15 protein-coding genes are annotated in these 14,571 nt (G+C 74.4%); 4 read left to right on the forward strand and 11 right to left on the reverse strand.

The annotated features are described in order from the left end of the window. Nucleotides 1–102: 102 nt before the first annotated feature. Entirely contained in the window at nucleotides 103–534 is a 432-nt protein-coding gene (locus tag LTT61_RS05065; RefSeq protein WP_420094736.1) for a MarR family winged helix-turn-helix transcriptional regulator, read from the reverse strand. Nucleotides 535–605: 71 nt separating this feature from the next. On the opposite strand from LTT61_RS05065, the gene LTT61_RS05070 reads away from it, so the two are divergent. After that, nucleotides 606–1,289 carry a TIGR03086 family metal-binding protein gene (locus LTT61_RS05070; RefSeq protein WP_233018765.1) on the forward strand — a complete coding sequence of 228 codons (684 nt, stop codon included), beginning with the start codon at nucleotides 606–608 and terminating at the stop codon, nucleotides 1,287–1,289. Between the two features lie 96 nt (nucleotides 1,290–1,385). Then, nucleotides 1,386–1,787 (forward strand): DUF3052 family protein, encoded by a 402-nt coding sequence (locus LTT61_RS05075; protein WP_233018766.1) that lies wholly within the window; start codon nucleotides 1,386–1,388, stop codon nucleotides 1,785–1,787. On the opposite strand, the gene LTT61_RS05080 is transcribed toward LTT61_RS05075, so the two are convergent. Then, nucleotides 1,788–2,261 carry a hypothetical protein gene (locus LTT61_RS05080; protein ID WP_233018767.1) on the reverse strand — a complete coding sequence of 158 codons (474 nt, stop codon included), beginning with the start codon at nucleotides 2,259–2,261 and terminating at the stop codon, nucleotides 1,788–1,790. A gap of 77 nt (nucleotides 2,262–2,338) precedes the next feature. Between LTT61_RS05080 and LTT61_RS05085 the strand changes: the two genes are divergently transcribed. Beyond that, entirely contained in the window at nucleotides 2,339–3,100 is a 762-nt protein-coding gene (locus LTT61_RS05085) for an alpha/beta fold hydrolase (protein WP_233018768.1), read from the forward strand. A gap of 7 nt (nucleotides 3,101–3,107) precedes the next feature. Here the strand turns inward: LTT61_RS05085 and LTT61_RS05090 are convergent, their stop codons facing one another. The 5 genes from LTT61_RS05090 to LTT61_RS05110 all read right to left on the reverse strand — a co-directional run bounded on the left by LTT61_RS05090 (nucleotide 3,108) and on the right by LTT61_RS05110 (nucleotide 7,736). Beyond that, nucleotides 3,108–4,253 (reverse strand): serine hydrolase domain-containing protein, encoded by a 1,146-nt coding sequence (locus LTT61_RS05090; RefSeq protein ID WP_233018769.1) that lies wholly within the window; start codon nucleotides 4,251–4,253, stop codon nucleotides 3,108–3,110. Between the two features lie 80 nt (nucleotides 4,254–4,333). After that, nucleotides 4,334–5,341 (reverse strand): NAD(P)-dependent alcohol dehydrogenase, encoded by a 1,008-nt coding sequence (locus tag LTT61_RS05095; RefSeq protein WP_233018770.1) that lies wholly within the window; start codon nucleotides 5,339–5,341, stop codon nucleotides 4,334–4,336. 75 nt (nucleotides 5,342–5,416) lie between these two features. Next, nucleotides 5,417–6,067, reverse strand: a complete 651-nt coding sequence (locus tag LTT61_RS05100; protein WP_233018771.1) for a response regulator — start codon at nucleotides 6,065–6,067, stop codon at nucleotides 5,417–5,419. Continuing rightward, complete coding sequence (locus LTT61_RS05105; RefSeq protein WP_233018772.1) at nucleotides 6,064–7,188, reverse strand: sensor histidine kinase; 1,125 nt, start codon at nucleotides 7,186–7,188, stop codon at nucleotides 6,064–6,066. Before LTT61_RS05105 ends, LTT61_RS05100 begins: the two co-directional genes overlap by 4 nt. Before the next feature lie 59 nt (nucleotides 7,189–7,247). Further along, nucleotides 7,248–7,736, reverse strand: coding sequence for an SLATT domain-containing protein (locus LTT61_RS05110; protein ID WP_233018773.1), 489 nt, complete (start codon nucleotides 7,734–7,736; stop codon nucleotides 7,248–7,250). 191 nt (nucleotides 7,737–7,927) lie between these two features. On the opposite strand from LTT61_RS05110, the gene LTT61_RS05115 reads away from it, so the two are divergent. Further along, the gene (locus LTT61_RS05115) at nucleotides 7,928–10,090 is read left to right on the forward strand and encodes an acyl-CoA dehydrogenase (protein ID WP_233018774.1); all 2,163 of its coding nucleotides are present in this window, start codon (nucleotides 7,928–7,930) and stop codon (nucleotides 10,088–10,090) included. 54 nt (nucleotides 10,091–10,144) lie between these two features. Here LTT61_RS05115 and LTT61_RS05120 read toward each other — a convergent pair whose 3' ends face one another. From LTT61_RS05120 to LTT61_RS05135, 4 genes are all read right to left on the reverse strand, one after another. Continuing rightward, nucleotides 10,145–10,678 (reverse strand): hypothetical protein, encoded by a 534-nt coding sequence (locus LTT61_RS05120; RefSeq protein ID WP_233018775.1) that lies wholly within the window; start codon nucleotides 10,676–10,678, stop codon nucleotides 10,145–10,147. Nucleotides 10,679–10,765: 87 nt separating this feature from the next. Next, on the reverse strand, nucleotides 10,766–11,707 hold the full coding sequence (locus LTT61_RS05125; RefSeq protein ID WP_233018776.1) for an oxidoreductase: 942 nt from the start codon (nucleotides 11,705–11,707) through the stop codon (nucleotides 10,766–10,768). A gap of 43 nt (nucleotides 11,708–11,750) precedes the next feature. Continuing rightward, nucleotides 11,751–13,025 (reverse strand): cytochrome P450, encoded by a 1,275-nt coding sequence (locus LTT61_RS05130; protein WP_233018777.1) that lies wholly within the window; start codon nucleotides 13,023–13,025, stop codon nucleotides 11,751–11,753. A gap of 212 nt (nucleotides 13,026–13,237) precedes the next feature. Beyond that, the gene (locus tag LTT61_RS05135) at nucleotides 13,238–14,410 is read right to left on the reverse strand and encodes an aminoglycoside phosphotransferase family protein (protein WP_233018778.1); all 1,173 of its coding nucleotides are present in this window, start codon (nucleotides 14,408–14,410) and stop codon (nucleotides 13,238–13,240) included. Between the last annotated feature and the right edge of the window lie 161 nt (nucleotides 14,411–14,571).

Consider the following 14,571-nt stretch of genomic DNA (forward strand, 5'->3'; position numbering starts at 1 on the left):
GTGACATCACGATGAAGGTTCCCTCTCGTTCGCTGCGAATTCGCGAGGGGATTCGGCTGGCCCGGTGGGGCGGCTGGGTCCGGGTTCGACCGGCCGGACGGCTCAGTCCGGGTTCCGGTTCGCCTCGTAGAGCACGCGCAGCGCCCGGAGCAGCGCCGACCGGTCGGCGGCGGCGAGCGGCTCGAGCACCGTTTCCTCGGCCCGCTGGATATCGCCCTGCACGCGATCGCGGGTGGCGCGGCCCGCGTCGGTGAGCGCGACCAGGTTGACCCGGCGGTCGGCGGGGTCGGGTTCGCGGCGGATCAGCCCCTGCCGCTGCAGCTCGTCCAGCACCGGGATGATCCGGGTCTTGTCGGCGCCGATCCGCTTGGCGAGGGCGGACTGGGTGTGGGTCGGTTCGGCGCCGAGGCCGAGCAGCACCGAGTAGCCCCACATGGAGATGCCGTGCCGGTCGAGCACCGGCTGCTCGGCGGCCATCAGGGCGCGGCCGAGCGGGACGATCATGGCGGCGAGGTCGGGGCGGCGGTCGGGCACCGTTCGAAAATAGCGGTTGACAGATCGTAAGCATAAGCACACGATAAGCAGACGCTTATGAGAGGACGATCATGACCACCGATTCCGCGGTACACCCGCTCGCCGCGCTGGACGCGCTGGCCGCCCGCACCGACCTGATCGCGCACCATGCCGCGGCCGTGCGCACGAGCGTCGAACTGGTCGCCGGGGTGCGCCCGGCCGACCTGCGGCTACCGACGCCGTGCGCGGACTGGACCCTGCACGGCCTGCTCACGCACTCCGTCGCCCAGCACCTCGGCTTCGCGGCCGCCGTGCGCGGCGACGGGGATCCAGCCGCCTGGAAGGTCAGGCCGCTCGGCGCCGACCCGGCCGGGGAGTACCTGGCCGCCGCCGAGGCGGTGCTGGCCGCCTTCGCCGAGCCGGGGGTGTCGGCGCGCCGGGTTCCGCTGGTCGAGTTCGGCGGGGAGTTCTCCGGCGCGCAGGCGGTGTGCTTCCACTTCGTCGACTACGTGGTGCACGCCTGGGACATCGCCCGCACGCTGGGGCTGCCGGTGCGCTTCGACGACCGGGTGCTGGCGGCCGCGTACGAGGTCGCGGCGGTCGTGCCGGGCGGAGCGGCCCGCACCGCGCCCGGTTCGGCCTTCGGCCCGGAGGTGCCGTGGTCCGGCGCGGACGGGCTGGATCGGGTGGTGGCGCTGCTCGGCCGGGACCCGAGGTGGCGCGGCCGACCCGGTCTCGGACTCGGTTCGGCAACGACAGCGTGGCCGCCGGCGTGAACCGCGGAGGCCGGGGTATCGAAGGGGCACCTCCATCGAGTTCGCTGGGATCGGGGGTGCGCGCCGAACCCGGCGCGGAGTCGAGGGAGGTCCGAAGTGAGCGCTTCGATCGCGGCGGTGGTCCGGTTCGGCTTCCGGCCGGGCCAGGTGGTGCGGGAGATCGGCCACGGCACGGACGCCGACGAGCCGCTCCGGGCGGAGGTCGAGGCGGTCACCGGCACCGCCCTGACCGGCGGCTCGACCCTGCGGGCACCGGACATCCTGCTGGTCTGGTGGCGCGGCGCCGACGGCGACCTGGAGGATCGGCTGCTCAGCTGCGCCGAGGCCATGGCCCCGCGCACCCGGCTCTGGCTGCTGACCCCGACCGCCGCCCGCCCCGGCCACCTCGACGGGCAGCAGGTGGCGGCGGCCGCGGGGCGGGCCGGACTCGCGGTCGTCGGCCGGGTCGAGGTCTCCGGCGACTGGCAGGCCGTCGGGATGCGGCTGCCCGAGCACTGATCAGCGGCGCACGCGCTCCCGCAGCCAGCTCCAGCCGCCGGTCGACCAGAGCGCGACGGCGATGAGCACCGGCTGGAAGAACAGCCGGACCAACCGTTCGGTGTCGGTGTCGAGCCCGAAGGCGTCGACCCCCTCCCGCCATTGACCGATATTGCCGGGAAAGACCGCGACGAAGAAGAGCGCGGCGACCACCCCGACGATCGGCCGCCAGCGCAGCGGGGCGAAGAGCAGCGCGGCGCCGAGCACGATCTCCACCACGCCGGAGGCGAGCACGACGAAGTCCTCGTTCAGCGGCACCCAGGCGGGGACCTGGGCCTGGAAGTCCTGCCGCGCGAAGCTCAGATGGCTGATCCCGGCGAAGACCAGGCTGATGCCGAGCCAGAGCCGGGCCAGCAGGCGCAGGGCCCGGACGATGGGCGAGGACGGGGTGCGGTCGGCGACCTCGGGAGTGCTCACCCCGTGATCGTGCCGCATGAATTGTGCGCAATCAAGTGACGTGCCATCGAAATGGCGGTTGGCGCCGCGGCACTGCGCGGGTGGACAATTCGCGGGTGGTCTCCGCACGCCCCGATCTGGTCCTGCTGCACGGTGTCGTCATGTCGGGGGCGGTGTGGCGCGAGGTGGTCCCGCTGCTCGAACCGCACCACCGGGTGCACACGCCCACCGCGCTCGGGCATCGCGGCGGCGCGGCGGCGGTGCGCCGCCCGGCGCGCTTCGCCGACGTGGTCGACGATGCCGAGCGGCTGCTGGACGGGCTGGGGCTGGACCGGCCGCACCTGGCGGGCAACTCCATGGGCGGCTGGGTCGCGCTCGAGCTCGCGGCCCGCGGCCGGGCGGCGAGCGTCTGCGCGCTCTCCCCCGCCGGGCTCTGGCGCGCCGACGCCGCGCACTCCGGCGCGGTGCGCAAGCTGCGCAGGGTGGTGTGGCTGGCGCGGGCGACCAGGCCGGTGGCGCCGCCCTTCCTGCGGATCCCCGCGGTGCGCAGGCTGGTGCTGCGCGATGTCGCCGTGCGCGGCGACCGGCTCTCCGCCGCGGACGCGGCGCGCACCGCCGCCGACACCGCCGAGTGCGCCGTCGCCGCCGACCTGCTCGGCAGCGACGAGGCGCTGACCGCCTGCACCCCGCGCTGCCCGGTGACGGTGGCCTGGTCCGAGCACGACGCGATCCTGCCGGTCGAGCGGTTCGGCCCGATCGCGCGGGAGCGGTTGCCGCTGGCCACCTTCCGGGTGCTGCCCGGCGTCGGGCACGTGCCGATGATCGACGACCCGAATCTGGTGGCGGCGACCGTGCTGGACAGCACGCACGCAGGCTGAGCCGGGCTCAGGGCAGCCGCGGCGGCCGCTCGGGCACCAGCGCACCCGCGACGGCGGTGCCGATCGGGATGGCGGAGTTGGCGTTGCCGTCCGACGCCGGGCCGTCGGTGGTGTAGACGACGACGGTGGTCCGGCTGGTGGTGTCGTACAGCGCGACGCCGTCGTAGCCGCCGTAGGAGGGGTTCATGTAGAGCCATTCGCCCAGGTGCACCACGCCGAAGGCGAAGTACCGCTCGGTGGTGAACGGCCCGAGCCCGGCCGTCGACGGCCCCATCATGGCCTCGAACTGCGCGGGTTCGAGCAGCTCGCCGGTGCCGAGCGCGCGCACCCAGCGGCCGATGTCGGCGACCGGGGCGTTCATGTTCCCGGAGTGCAGGAACGCGGTCGGGTTCCAGAAGGTGGAGTCCTCGAAGACGGCGCGCTCGGTGGTGTAGCCGTGCAGGTAGGGGGCGGCGATCTCGGAGGTCAGCACGACCGCGCTGTCCGCCATCCCGAGCGGGCCGGTGATGCGCTGGGCGATCAGCTCGCCGAGGGGTTTGCCGGAGGCGTGCTGGAGTACCTCGCCGAGCAGGACGAGGTCGCTGTGCGCGTAGGACCAGCCGGTCCCCGGCTCGAAGAGCGGCGGGCGCGAGTTCGCGAGGTCGAGTAGTTCCCGTGCGGTGTAGGGGCGGATCGGGTTCGCCGCGAAGCGGCGCAGGAACTCCGGGTCGGTGACGTAGTCGGCGACGCCGCTGGTGCTGTCGGCCAGCATGCGCGGGGTGATGGCGGCGGCGCGCGGGAAGTCGGGGAGCCAGCGCGCGATCGGCTCGTCCAGCGCGAGCACGCCCTCGCGCTCGAGCTGGAAGAGCACGGTGGAGAGCATCGGCTCCATCGGCTGCCCGACCCGGACCCGCTGGTCGGCGGCGGCGGGCACGCCGACCGGGGAGTCGCCCAGCGCGCCGAGCACGATCTGTTCGTCGCCGCGCCACACCCCGAAGACAGCACCGGTGACGCCCGCCGCGGCGACCTTCCCGCGGATCAGATCGGTGATCCGCGCGGCGTCGCCGCCGGCGGCCGGCGGGCCGCTGGTCCCGGCGGCCGAGCCGCCGGAATCGTCGGCAGTACACCCGGCGAGCACGAGGAGCAGGGCGACTACGACGCAGAGCGATCTCATGGCGTGCTCCTCCGAGCCGTCCCGACCGAGGTGGGTCGACTCTACGCGCAGCCATAGCCGATCGGTAGCTGATCGCCCGGCTACAGCGTGATCACGATATTGCCCCTGGCCCGGTGCCCGAGCATGTGCGCGACCGCCGACGTCGCCTCGCCGAGCGGATAGCTCCGCTCGACGATGGCGGTCACCTCGCCGCTGCCGAGCTGCTCGGCCACGGCCGCCAGGTTCTCCCGGTTCGGCACGCAGGTGACGGTGCGGACGCGGGTACCGGTCAGGCGCAGCAGCGTCGCCGCCCGCGCCATCCGCGGCAGCCCGGCCAGCAGCCTGCTGCCCGCGCCCACGCTGTTCGGCACGTAAACGCCGGTGGGCGTGAGCATCCGGGCGCTCGCGGCAGGCGGATGGTTCAGCACGTTGTCCAGGATCGCGTCGTAGCGCTCGGCGCCGCGGGTGTAGTCCTCGACGGTGTGATCGATGACCCGCTCGGCGCCGAGCGAGCGGGCGAACTCGGCGTTGCGGCCGCTGCACACCGCCGTGACCCGCGCGCCGAGCCGGGCCGCGATCTGCACCGCGAAGGTGCCGACCCCGCCGGAGGCGCCGTTGATCAGCAGCCGGGTGCCCGGCCCGGCGGCGATCACGTCGCGGACCGCGGTGAGCGCGGTGATCCCGGACATCACCGCCGCGGCGGCCTCGGCGAACGGCAGCTCCGCCGGTTTCCGCAGCAGCTGATCGGCGGGCGCGACGGTGTACTCGGCGAAGGTGCCCGCCCCGCCGCCCGCCCGGTTCCGCCACCCCGACCCGAACACCGCCTCCCCCGGCGCCAGGTCGGTGACGCCGGGGCCAACCGCCGCGACGGTTCCGCCGATGTCGCTGCCGCGGACGGGAGCCGAGGGGCGGCGCAGCCCGGAGCCGAGCCGCAGCACCGCGGGGGTTCCGGTGACCAGTATCCAGTCCGGGGTGTTGACGCTCGTCGCGTGCAGCCGCACCAGCACCTCGCCCGCCCCCGGCACGGGTCGTTCGATCTCGGTGAGCTCGAGGACGTCGTCCGGGCTGCCGTAGCCGCGCTGCACGACGGCGCGCATGGTCTCTGTCATACCGGAAGTGTTCCGCGCCGGGGGTACTCCGCACATCGGCCCGGCGGCCGGAGATGCCTCCGCCTTTCGGCCGAGTCAGCGCCGCCCGGTCTCGTACGCCCAGATGACGATCTCCACCCGGTTCCTGGCGCCGAGCTTGGCCATCAGGCTGGCGATGTGGGTCTTCACCGTGCTCAGCCCGATGTGCAGCTCGGCGCAGATCTCGGCATTGGTGCGGCCGCGCGCCACCGCGGCGAGGATCTCCTCCTCGCGCGCGGTGAGCGGGCTGAACGGTTGCGCCGGTGCGGATTCCGTGGCGGTGCCGGCGAAGGCGGCGAGCAGCCGGGCGGTGATGTTCGGCGCGATGAGGGCGTCGCCGTTCGCGGCGGCCCGGATCGCCTGCACCAGCAGCTCCGGGCCCGCCTCCTTGAGCAGGAAGCCGCGGGCGCCCGCGCGCAGCGCGGCGTAGACATACTCGTCCAGGTCGAAGGTGGTGATCACGACGACGGCGAGCGGGTCGGCCACCTCCGGCCCGGCCAGCCTGCGGGTGGCCTCGATGCCGTCGGTGCGCGGCATCCGGATGTCGAACAGGCAGACGTCCGGGCGCAGTTCGCGGGCGAGCGCGACGGCGAGGTCGCCGTCGGCCGCGGCGCCGACGACCTCGATGCCGGGCTGGGCGTCCAGGATCATCACCAGCCCGGTGCGCACGATCTCCTGGTCGTCGGCGACCAGCACGCGCAGCGTCACGGGGCGACCTCCCTCGGCAGCACCGCGGTGACCGTCCAGCCGCGGCCGGGCGCCGGGCCGCTCTCGCAGCTGCCGCCGAACAGCGCCGCGCGCTCGCTCATGCCGAGCCGGCCGAGCCCGGGTGGCGCGGCCGGGCGGTGCTCGCCGTCGTCGTGCACCGAGAGCCGGACGGCGCTGTCGTCGGCGCGCACCCGCACCTGTACCCGCGTGGCGGCGCGGGCGTGCCGCAGCGCGTTGGTCACCGACTCCTGGGCCAGCCGGTAGACCGCGGCGCCGAGCGCGGGCGGGAGCTCGGCGACCGGGCCCGCGATCCGGACCTCGATCGCGGGGCCGTCGCCCGCCGGGCGGGCCAGCCGGGACAGGTCGCCGATGCCGGGATTCGGCTCCAGCTCGGCGCGGCCGGCCCGGAGCGCGCGCACGATGGCGCGCATCTCGGTGAGCGTGCGGGCCGCCTCGGCCTCGATCACCCGCAGGGCGTCGGTGGCGGCCTCCGGGCGGGCGGGCGCGGTGGCCAGCCCGGCCTGGGCGCGCACGGCGATCGCGGAGACGTGGTGCGCGACGGTGTCGTGCAGGTCGCGGGCGAGCCGCTCCCGCTCCAGCAGCTTGACCTGGTCCAGTTCGCGGGCCTTCGCCCCGGCCCGGTAGCGGTTCGCCAGCCCGAGCGCGGCGGCGGCGAACAGCACGGTGAACCCGCCCGCCGCGTCGGTGGCGGGGAGCCCGCTGCCGACGGTGCCGATCGCGGCCCCGGTGAGCACGATGGCCGCGCCGAGCACGATGTCGCGCCCCGACCCCCAGCGGAAGAGCGCGTACGGCAGCAGCAACAGCGCGCCGAGCGTGGTCAGGTCGGACTGTTCGCCGCCGAGCAGCACGGTGACGGCGGCCGACAGCACGAAGGCGACGACCACGGCGGGCAGCGGCCGGGTGCGGCGCCAGAGCAGCGTGGGCAGGATCAGCACCGCCACCGCGAGCCAGATCATCCGGTGCGGCACATCGGGCCGCAGCGCCACCTCCAGCGCGGTGAGCACGAGCAGCGCGGCGACCAGGGCGCGGTCGCGCCCGCGCGGCCGGGGCGGGTCCGGCGGGGCGGGCTCGGTCCACACCGACCGCACGAGGTGACGCACGGGTCGATCGTACGAGACAGCGTTCTCCCGCCGCGGCGACGCCGGTGCCGCGGCCCGGCTCAGGAGGTGCTGTACTCGGACCGGCTCGTCGGGAGCGGGAGCACGGCAACGCTGGTGTGCCGCTCGCGCACCTCCCAGTAGTCGGTGTGCTTGCGCAGGATGTGCAGGTAGCTGCCGAAGATCTCCTCCATCTCCTTGCGCATCCCCGGCCCGCGCATGGCGCAGACGTAGTCGAACTCCTCCTTGAGCACGACCAGGTCGTTGTAGATGACCTTGCGGCGCATCCAGTACTTGTCGATGCCCCAGAACATGTTCACGCTCGCGATCAGCGTGAGCGCGGCGCTCAGCACCAGCGCGAGATTGCGCGAGACATCGAGGTACGCGCCGTCGATGTGCAGGCCGAGCAGGACGGTGGTGCACGCGCTGAGCGCGATCGCGCCGACGTTCAGACCCCAGCTGGCCTTGCTCAGTTCGTCCTTCCGCCTGCGATGCTCGGCGACCGCCTCGTTCAGCAGAGCGTCGAGATGCGCCTCGAGATCGTTCGTCACCGCGCCAGCATACAGTTGGACACCGCGTACCCGGCATTCGCCAATTCGTCCTCGGCGCAACCACTCTCGAGCGGATCCGGCGCGCCGGCGGGCAGCCCGGCGCGCCCGCCCCCGACAGAGTGAGAGATTCTGCCATCCACGATGCCACCTCTCGCCTACCGTGGACCAGGGCACAAGGACAGGAGGCCCCGATGGGCATTGCCGTGACCGACGACCACCGTGAGCTGGCCGGGGTGGCCCGCTCGCTGCTCGCCGCGCACAAGGCGCGGGACGCGGCGCGCGCGCTGCTGGAGGCCGAGACCGAGCAGGCGCCGCCGTTCTGGACCGAGATCGCGGGGGCGGGGTGGCTCGGGCTGCACCTCCCCGAGGAGTACGGCGGCTCCGGGTACGGGCTGCCCGAGCTGGTCGTCGTCGTCGAGGAGCTGGGCCGGGCGGCCGCGCCGGGGCTGTTCCTGCCGACCGTCATCGCCTCGGCGGTGATCGCGGCCGCCGGCAGCGACGAGCAGCGGGCCCGGCTGCTGCCCGGGCTGGCCGACGGCTCGGTGACCGCCGCGGTCGGGCTGCGCGGCCGGATCACGGTGTCGGGCAACCACGCCGAGGGCGAGGCCGGGGTGGTGCTCGGCGCGGCCGCGGCCGACCTGCTGCTGCTCACCGCGGGCGACGACGTGCTGCTCGTGGAGCGCGGAGCGGACGGCGTCACCGTCGAGGCGCCGCAGAACCTGGACCCGACCCGCCGCTCCGGGCGGGTCACCCTCGCCGCTGCCGAGATCGCCGCGGTGCTGCCTGGCGCCAGGGACGCGGCGGTGGCGCGGGCCCGTGCCCTGCTGGCCGCCGAGGCCGCGGGCGCGGCGAGCGACTGCGTCGAAACCGCGGTCGCCTACGCGCAGGTCAGGGAGCAATTCGGCCGCACCATCGCGACCTTCCAGGCGGTCAAGCACCACTGCGCGAACATGCTGGTGGCGGCGGAGTCCGCGATCGCGCTGGTCTGGGACGCGGCCCGCGCGGCGGGCGAGGACGAGGAGCAGTTCCGGCTGATCGCCGCCGCGGCCGCCGCCGTCGCCTTCCCCGCCTTCGTGCGCAATGCCGAGCTGAACATCCAGGTGCACGGCGGCATCGGCTTCACCTGGGAGCACGACGCGCACCTGCACCTGCGCCGGGCGCTGACCGTGCGCGCGCTCTTCGGCGGCGACGGCCCCGCCGAGGACGTGCTCGACCGCACCGCCGCCGGCGTGCGCCGCGCGGACAGCCTCGACCTGCCGCCGGAGGCCGAGGAGCTGCGCACGAAGGCGCGCGCGGCGGCCGCCGAGATCGCCGCCGCCGGCGACGAGGCCGCGCAGCTGGAGCGGCTGATCGAGACCGGCTACGTCATGCCGCACTGGCCGGAGCCGTTCGGCCGGGCGGCGGGCGCCGTCGAGCAGCTCGTCGTCGACGAGGAGTTCCGGGCCGCCGGGGTCAAGCGGCCGGACTACTCCATCACCGGCTGGGTGGTGCTCACCCTGATCCAGCACGGAACACCCTCGCAGATCGAGCGTTTCGTGGACGCCGCGCTGCGCCGCGACGAGATCTGGTGCCAGCTCTTCTCCGAGCCTGCCGCCGGCTCCGACGCGGCGGGCATCACCACGAAGGCCGTCCGGGTCGACGGCGGCTGGCGGGTCACCGGGCAGAAGGTCTGGACCAGCGGTGCGCACTACTGCCACCGCGGCCTCGCCACCGTGCGCACCGACCCGGCGGCGTCCAAGCACGCCGGCATCACCACCGTCATCGTCGACATGCACGCCGCGGGCGTGACCGTGCGGCCGCTGCGGATGATCACCGGCGGCGCGGAGTTCAACGAGGTCTTCTTCGACGACGTCTTCGTGCCGGACGAGGACGTGGTCGGCGCGCCGGGCGCGGGCTGGACGGTCGCGCGGGCCACGCTCGGCAACGAGCGGGTGAGCATCGGCGGCGGCTCGGGCGCCGCCATGCTGCCGGTCTCGGCCATCGTGGCCGGGGTGAACGGGCACCCGGAGCCGCCGGCGGGCATCAGGGCGCGGGCCGGGCGCTACATCGCCGACGAGCACGCGCTGCGGCTGCTCAACCTGCGCCGGGCCGCCCGCAGCATCGAGGGCGCCGGGCCCGGCCCGGAGGGCAACATCACCAAACTCGCGCTGGCCGAGCACATGAACGAGTGGGCGGCCATCTCCGGCGCGCTGCTCGGCGAGCAGCTGGCCCTGGTGGACGGCCCGGCGGCGACCGTCGCGCTGGCCACGCTCGGCGCCCGCGGGATGGCCATCGCGGGCGGCACCTCCGAGGTGACCCGCAACCAGATCGCCGAGCGCATCCTCGGCATGCCGCGCGACCCGCTGATCAAGTAGGTCCGTCCGGGCCGAGCGGCCGCTGCCTCCCGGCCCGATCCGCCGGATCGGAGGCTACTTCGCGGTGCGGCCGCCGCCGGGGGCCGGCGCGCGGCGGACGTGCAGGTACAGGTGCAGGACGCCGGCCGGGCCGCCGACGACCCGGACGGCGGTGACCCCGAGGGCGCGGGCGAGCACCGGGGCGGCGCCCGCGTAGTCGGGGACGTGGTGCCCGGGGCGGCGGCGGATCCGCAGCGCGGCGCCGTCGGCGGTGGGCACGACGCCCCAGTCCCCCGCCCGGTCGACCAGGATCGGGCGGGAGAGCCCGGCGGCGGCCCAGGCGCGGCCCGACCCCGCCTCGTCCATCACCACCGCGAGCGCGTCCCGCACCGGCGGTGTGAACTGCCGGGCGAAGCGGCGCCAGCGCCGGACCGGCGCGGCGGCGGCGTAGCGCCAGGCGCCGAGCAACCCCAGCACGGCGAGCACCCCGAGCACGTACGGCGCCGCCGAGCCCGCCGCGCGGAGCAGCGTGAAGAAGGCGAGCCAGAGCGCGCCGACGACGGCGAGCCCGGCCGCGACGGCGGCCCGATGGAACAGCTGGTCGAACACGCGGCCTCCCCGACGGTCGCTTCCCCGGCACATTCTCCGCCCTCCCCGGCGGCCCCGCCACCGGTTCGACGCGGAACCCGCGGCGAGCTACCCGCCGAGGTAGCGGACGCCGGTGAGCTTTTCGGCCTCGCCCCAGAGCCGCGCACCGAGCACGGGATCCAGCGCGGGCCGGCTGATCGGCACCCGCTCCGGCGGCCCGACCAGCGGATTCCGGCCGCCGGGGCCGAAGTAGTCGCCGCCCTGCGCCGCCGGGTCGAGCGCAGCGCGCAGGATGGCGCGAGCGCCGTCGGCCGGGCTCTGGCTGAACCAGTTGGTGAGCCGGGCGAGGCGCTCGTCGAAGGCGGCGCGCAGCAGCCGGTTCTGCTGGTTCAGGATGCCGGTCCGCACCCCGCCCGGGTGCGCGCCGAGCGCCCGGGTGGACGACCCGGCCGCCGTCAGCCTGCGGTCCAGCTCCACCATGAAGGTGGTGACCGCCAGCTTGGAGCGGGCGTACGTGCGCGAGGTGCGGAAACCCTTCTCGCTCTGCAGATCCTCGAAGTCGAGCCGGGCGGAGGGGGTGCGGTCGGTGTGGCTGCCGACGGTGACGATCCGGGCGGCCGGCGCGGCGGCCAGCCGGTCGAGCAGCCGCCCGGTGAGCGCGAACGGGCCGAGGAAGTTGGTGCCGAAATCGATCTCGAACCCGTCCGCGGTCGTGCCGCGCGCGGCCGCCATCACCCCGGCATTGTTGATCAGCAGGTCGATCGCGGGGTAGGGCAGCCGCCCCGCGAAGTCGGTGATGGATGCCAGCGCGGCCAGATCCAGCTGCTCGACCCGCACCTGCGCGTCGGGCGCCGACTCCGCGATCGCCGCCCGCGCCGCCTCCGCCCTGCCGACATCCCGGCAGGCGAGCACCACCGTGGCACCGGCGACGGCGAGCGCCCGCGCGGTCTCCAGCCCGATTCCGCTGTTGGCGCCGGTGACCACCGCGACCCGGCCGCTCTGCTCGCCCGCCTGCGCGGCCGTCCACCCGCGCGCCTTCGACTGCACCACGGTCCGATTGTGGCGGACGGCGGCCGGGCCGAGGCCGGAATCGTCAGGACGGAACGACGGCGCCCGGCTTCATCGGCGGGGTGGGCGGGAAGGTGACCGGGAGCGCGGTGAGCGCGCGGTGGAACGGGCCGGGGCGCCAGACCGGGCCATCCGGCAGGTTCGGCCGCAGCTCGGGCAGCGCGTCGAGCAGCTGATCAATGGAGTCCTGCGCGATCAGATAGGCGATGCTCTGCGCCGGGCAGGCGTGCGGGCCGATCCCCCAGGCCAGGTGCGAGCGGTTGCCGGTGATCTGGTCGGTGCGGCGGACCATCGGGTCGTTGTTGCAGGCGGCCATGCTGATCACCACCGGCTGGTGCGCGGGGAGCCAGACGTCGTCGATGAGCACCGGCTGGCGCGGGTAGGTGATCAGCAGGTTGGCCAGCGGCGGGTCGTTGAAGAGCACCTCGTCGAGGGCGTCCCTGGTGGAGAGGTGGCCGCCGAGCACCCGGCCACCGAACCGGTCGTCGTTCAGGATGAGCAGCAGCGTGTTCACGATCAGGTTCAGCTCGAACTCGATGCCGGTGCCGTACACCTGGGAGACGTGGTGCGAGGCCTCGACGTCGTCCAGCCCGGCCCGGTGCTGCAGCAGCTCCGAGGTGATGTCGCGGCGCGGCTGGCCGCGCTTGAGCGTCACCAGCTGCATGAGCGCCTCGCCGAGGAGCCGGTTGCCCTCCTCGGCGTCGACCCCCTCCAGCAGCGCCGCGGTGCCCGCCGCCACCTTCGCGCCGATCTCCGGCGGGCAGCCGAGCAGGTAGTTCACGATGCCGAAGACCAGCGGGTAGACGTACTGGCTGATCAGCTCGGCCTCGCCGGCCCCGCAGAAGGAGTCGATCAGCGGCAGCGCCAGCGACTCCACCACTTCGTGCAGGGCGTAGAGGTCGACCTGGTCCATGCTCGCGGTGATGGCCCCGCGGTAGCGGGTGAAGTCGGCGCCGGTGCTGCGGCTCGCCATCGGGCGCCACTCCAGCAGCGGCAGGATCGGGCAGTCCGACGGCACGGTCTGCTGCCAGACGCGCGGGTCGGCCGGGAAGTGCTCCGGGTCGTTCAGCACTCGGACGGCGGTGCGGTAGCCGAGGACAAGGGTGGCAGGCACCCCCGGCGCCAGCTCGATCGGCGCCAGGGCCCCGTAGCGGCGGCGCATCTCCTCGTAGTAGTAGTGCGGGCCGGCCGCGAAGTCCGGCGCGTGCAGCGGTACGCGCGGCTCGTCGGAGTCGCCGGGCGCGCCGTGCGCCACCGGGCACGATCGAACCGGAATCCCGGCCTGCGACGTACTCGTCACGTTCTCTCCCTGCTGATCGGCTGCGGTACGGGCGGGCCGCGCACCACAACGCCGTGGCACGGCCGCTCCCCCTCGAATGTCGACCGGCGCGAGCCGGGACCGCACGATGCTATCGAGCCCGGTGTTCGGCCGCGCAACCGGCCGAAAACATACTTCGCAGAACGTAATTCGAGTCGGCGGAGCGCCGCGGAAACAGGGCGCGAGCCGGGTACTCAGACCTCCAGCGCGGCCAGCGATTCGTGGTCGTCGATGGCGGCGGTGATCCGCTCCAGCAGGGTCAGGCAGGTCTGCTCGGACTGCATCTTCGGCTGGTACACCGCGCGCCCGATGGTGAAGGCCCAGGCCGCGTAGGCGAACAGCGCCTGCTGCCGGTACGCCGTCCAGGCCTGGTCGAAGGTGGGCGCCTCGCCGCCGACCGCGCCGAGCTCGTCCAGGTAGGCGGCGAGCAGCTCGCGGTCCCACTCCCGCCGGTCGGCCGGGTCGCAGCCGGAGTTCACGGTGTAGGCGAAGTCGTGCGCCCAGCCGCCGCGCATCACCACCTGCCAGTCCACGTACCCCATCCGGCCCGCGCCGGTGACGTAGGTCTGGCCGATGTGCGGGTCGCCGTGCAGCAGCGTCGGCGGCAGCTCGTCGGTGGCGAGCGCGATCGCCCGCTCGACCCCGGCCCAGAGCCGGTCCGCGTCGCCGCGCAGGGATTCCGGGATCACCGCCTCGGCGCGGCGCAGCCCTACCTCGCAGCGCTTGCGCATGTCGATGGCGGCCAGGTACGCCCGCAGCGCCTGCTTGGTGTCCTTGAGATCCGCGATGTCCGGGTGCCGCCAGAAGGTGCGGTGCAGCTTGGCCAGGTTTCGGACCAGGTCCTCCATCCGGTCCCGGCCGATCCGCGCGGTCGGCTCGATGAACTCGGCGCCGCGGGTCTCGGCGATGTCCTCCATGAGCGCGATCGAGCGCCAGGAGCCGGGGTCGGCGGCACCCCAGTAGCCGATCGGCGCCTCCATCTCGACCTGCGGGCGGAAATCGCGGAAGAACCTGGTCTCGCCGTCGATCATCTGCCCGCCGCCGAGCAGGATGCGCTGGGCGAAGGCGGTGGTGGTCTTGGCGAAGAGCGCCTCGGGCAGCCCCGCCTCCTGCCCGGCGTCGTTGTAGGTGACCCGCAGCGCGGTCCTGGTGGCGGTGCCGACGCTGCCGCCCGCCACCTCGTACCCGGTCACCTCGGCGCCCGGCACCGCGGCGCAGAGCACCGCCGTCAGCCACTCCGGGGTGAGCGTGGCGCCGGAGACCGGGACGTCGTCCACCGCGCGGGCGCGCGGCCTGGTCACCCGCTCCCCCAGGATGTGCGCACCGACTCCGAGGGACCGCCCGAGCAACCAGACCTTGTGGTTCATGTCCAGTACCCTATCGGCCGAAAATATTGCCGCGCAGACTATTCCGTCAATCGCGCGGGCAGGCCCCGGAGATCGGGGGCCCTCCGCGATGGGCCGACCGGCACTGCGAGCCGGGGACCAAAGCCACCGCCGGGTCGGGGCGCACGGCCGTACCGATCGGT

Origin of the sequence: Nocardia asteroides, from assembly GCF_021183625.1 — a bacterium.
Classification (GTDB): Bacteria; Actinomycetota; Actinomycetes; order Mycobacteriales; family Mycobacteriaceae; genus Nocardia; species Nocardia asteroides_A.

Bases quoted from the DNA above. Each gene is read 5' to 3' on its own strand.
- LTT61_RS05070 (WP_233018765.1), top strand. From the start codon at position 606: ATGACCACCGATTCCGCGGTACACCCGCTCGCCGCGCTGGACGCGCTG.
- LTT61_RS05080 (WP_233018767.1), bottom strand. From the start codon at position 2,261: ATGCGGCACGATCACGGGGTGAGCACTCCCGAGGTCGCCGACCGCACC.
- LTT61_RS05090 (WP_233018769.1), bottom strand. From the start codon at position 4,253: ATGAGATCGCTCTGCGTCGTAGTCGCCCTGCTCCTCGTGCTCGCCGGG.
- LTT61_RS05095 (WP_233018770.1), bottom strand. From the start codon at position 5,341: ATGACAGAGACCATGCGCGCCGTCGTGCAGCGCGGCTACGGCAGCCCG.
- LTT61_RS05115 (WP_233018774.1), top strand. From the start codon at position 7,928: ATGGGCATTGCCGTGACCGACGACCACCGTGAGCTGGCCGGGGTGGCC.
- LTT61_RS05135 (WP_233018778.1), bottom strand. From the start codon at position 14,410: ATGAACCACAAGGTCTGGTTGCTCGGGCGGTCCCTCGGAGTCGGTGCG.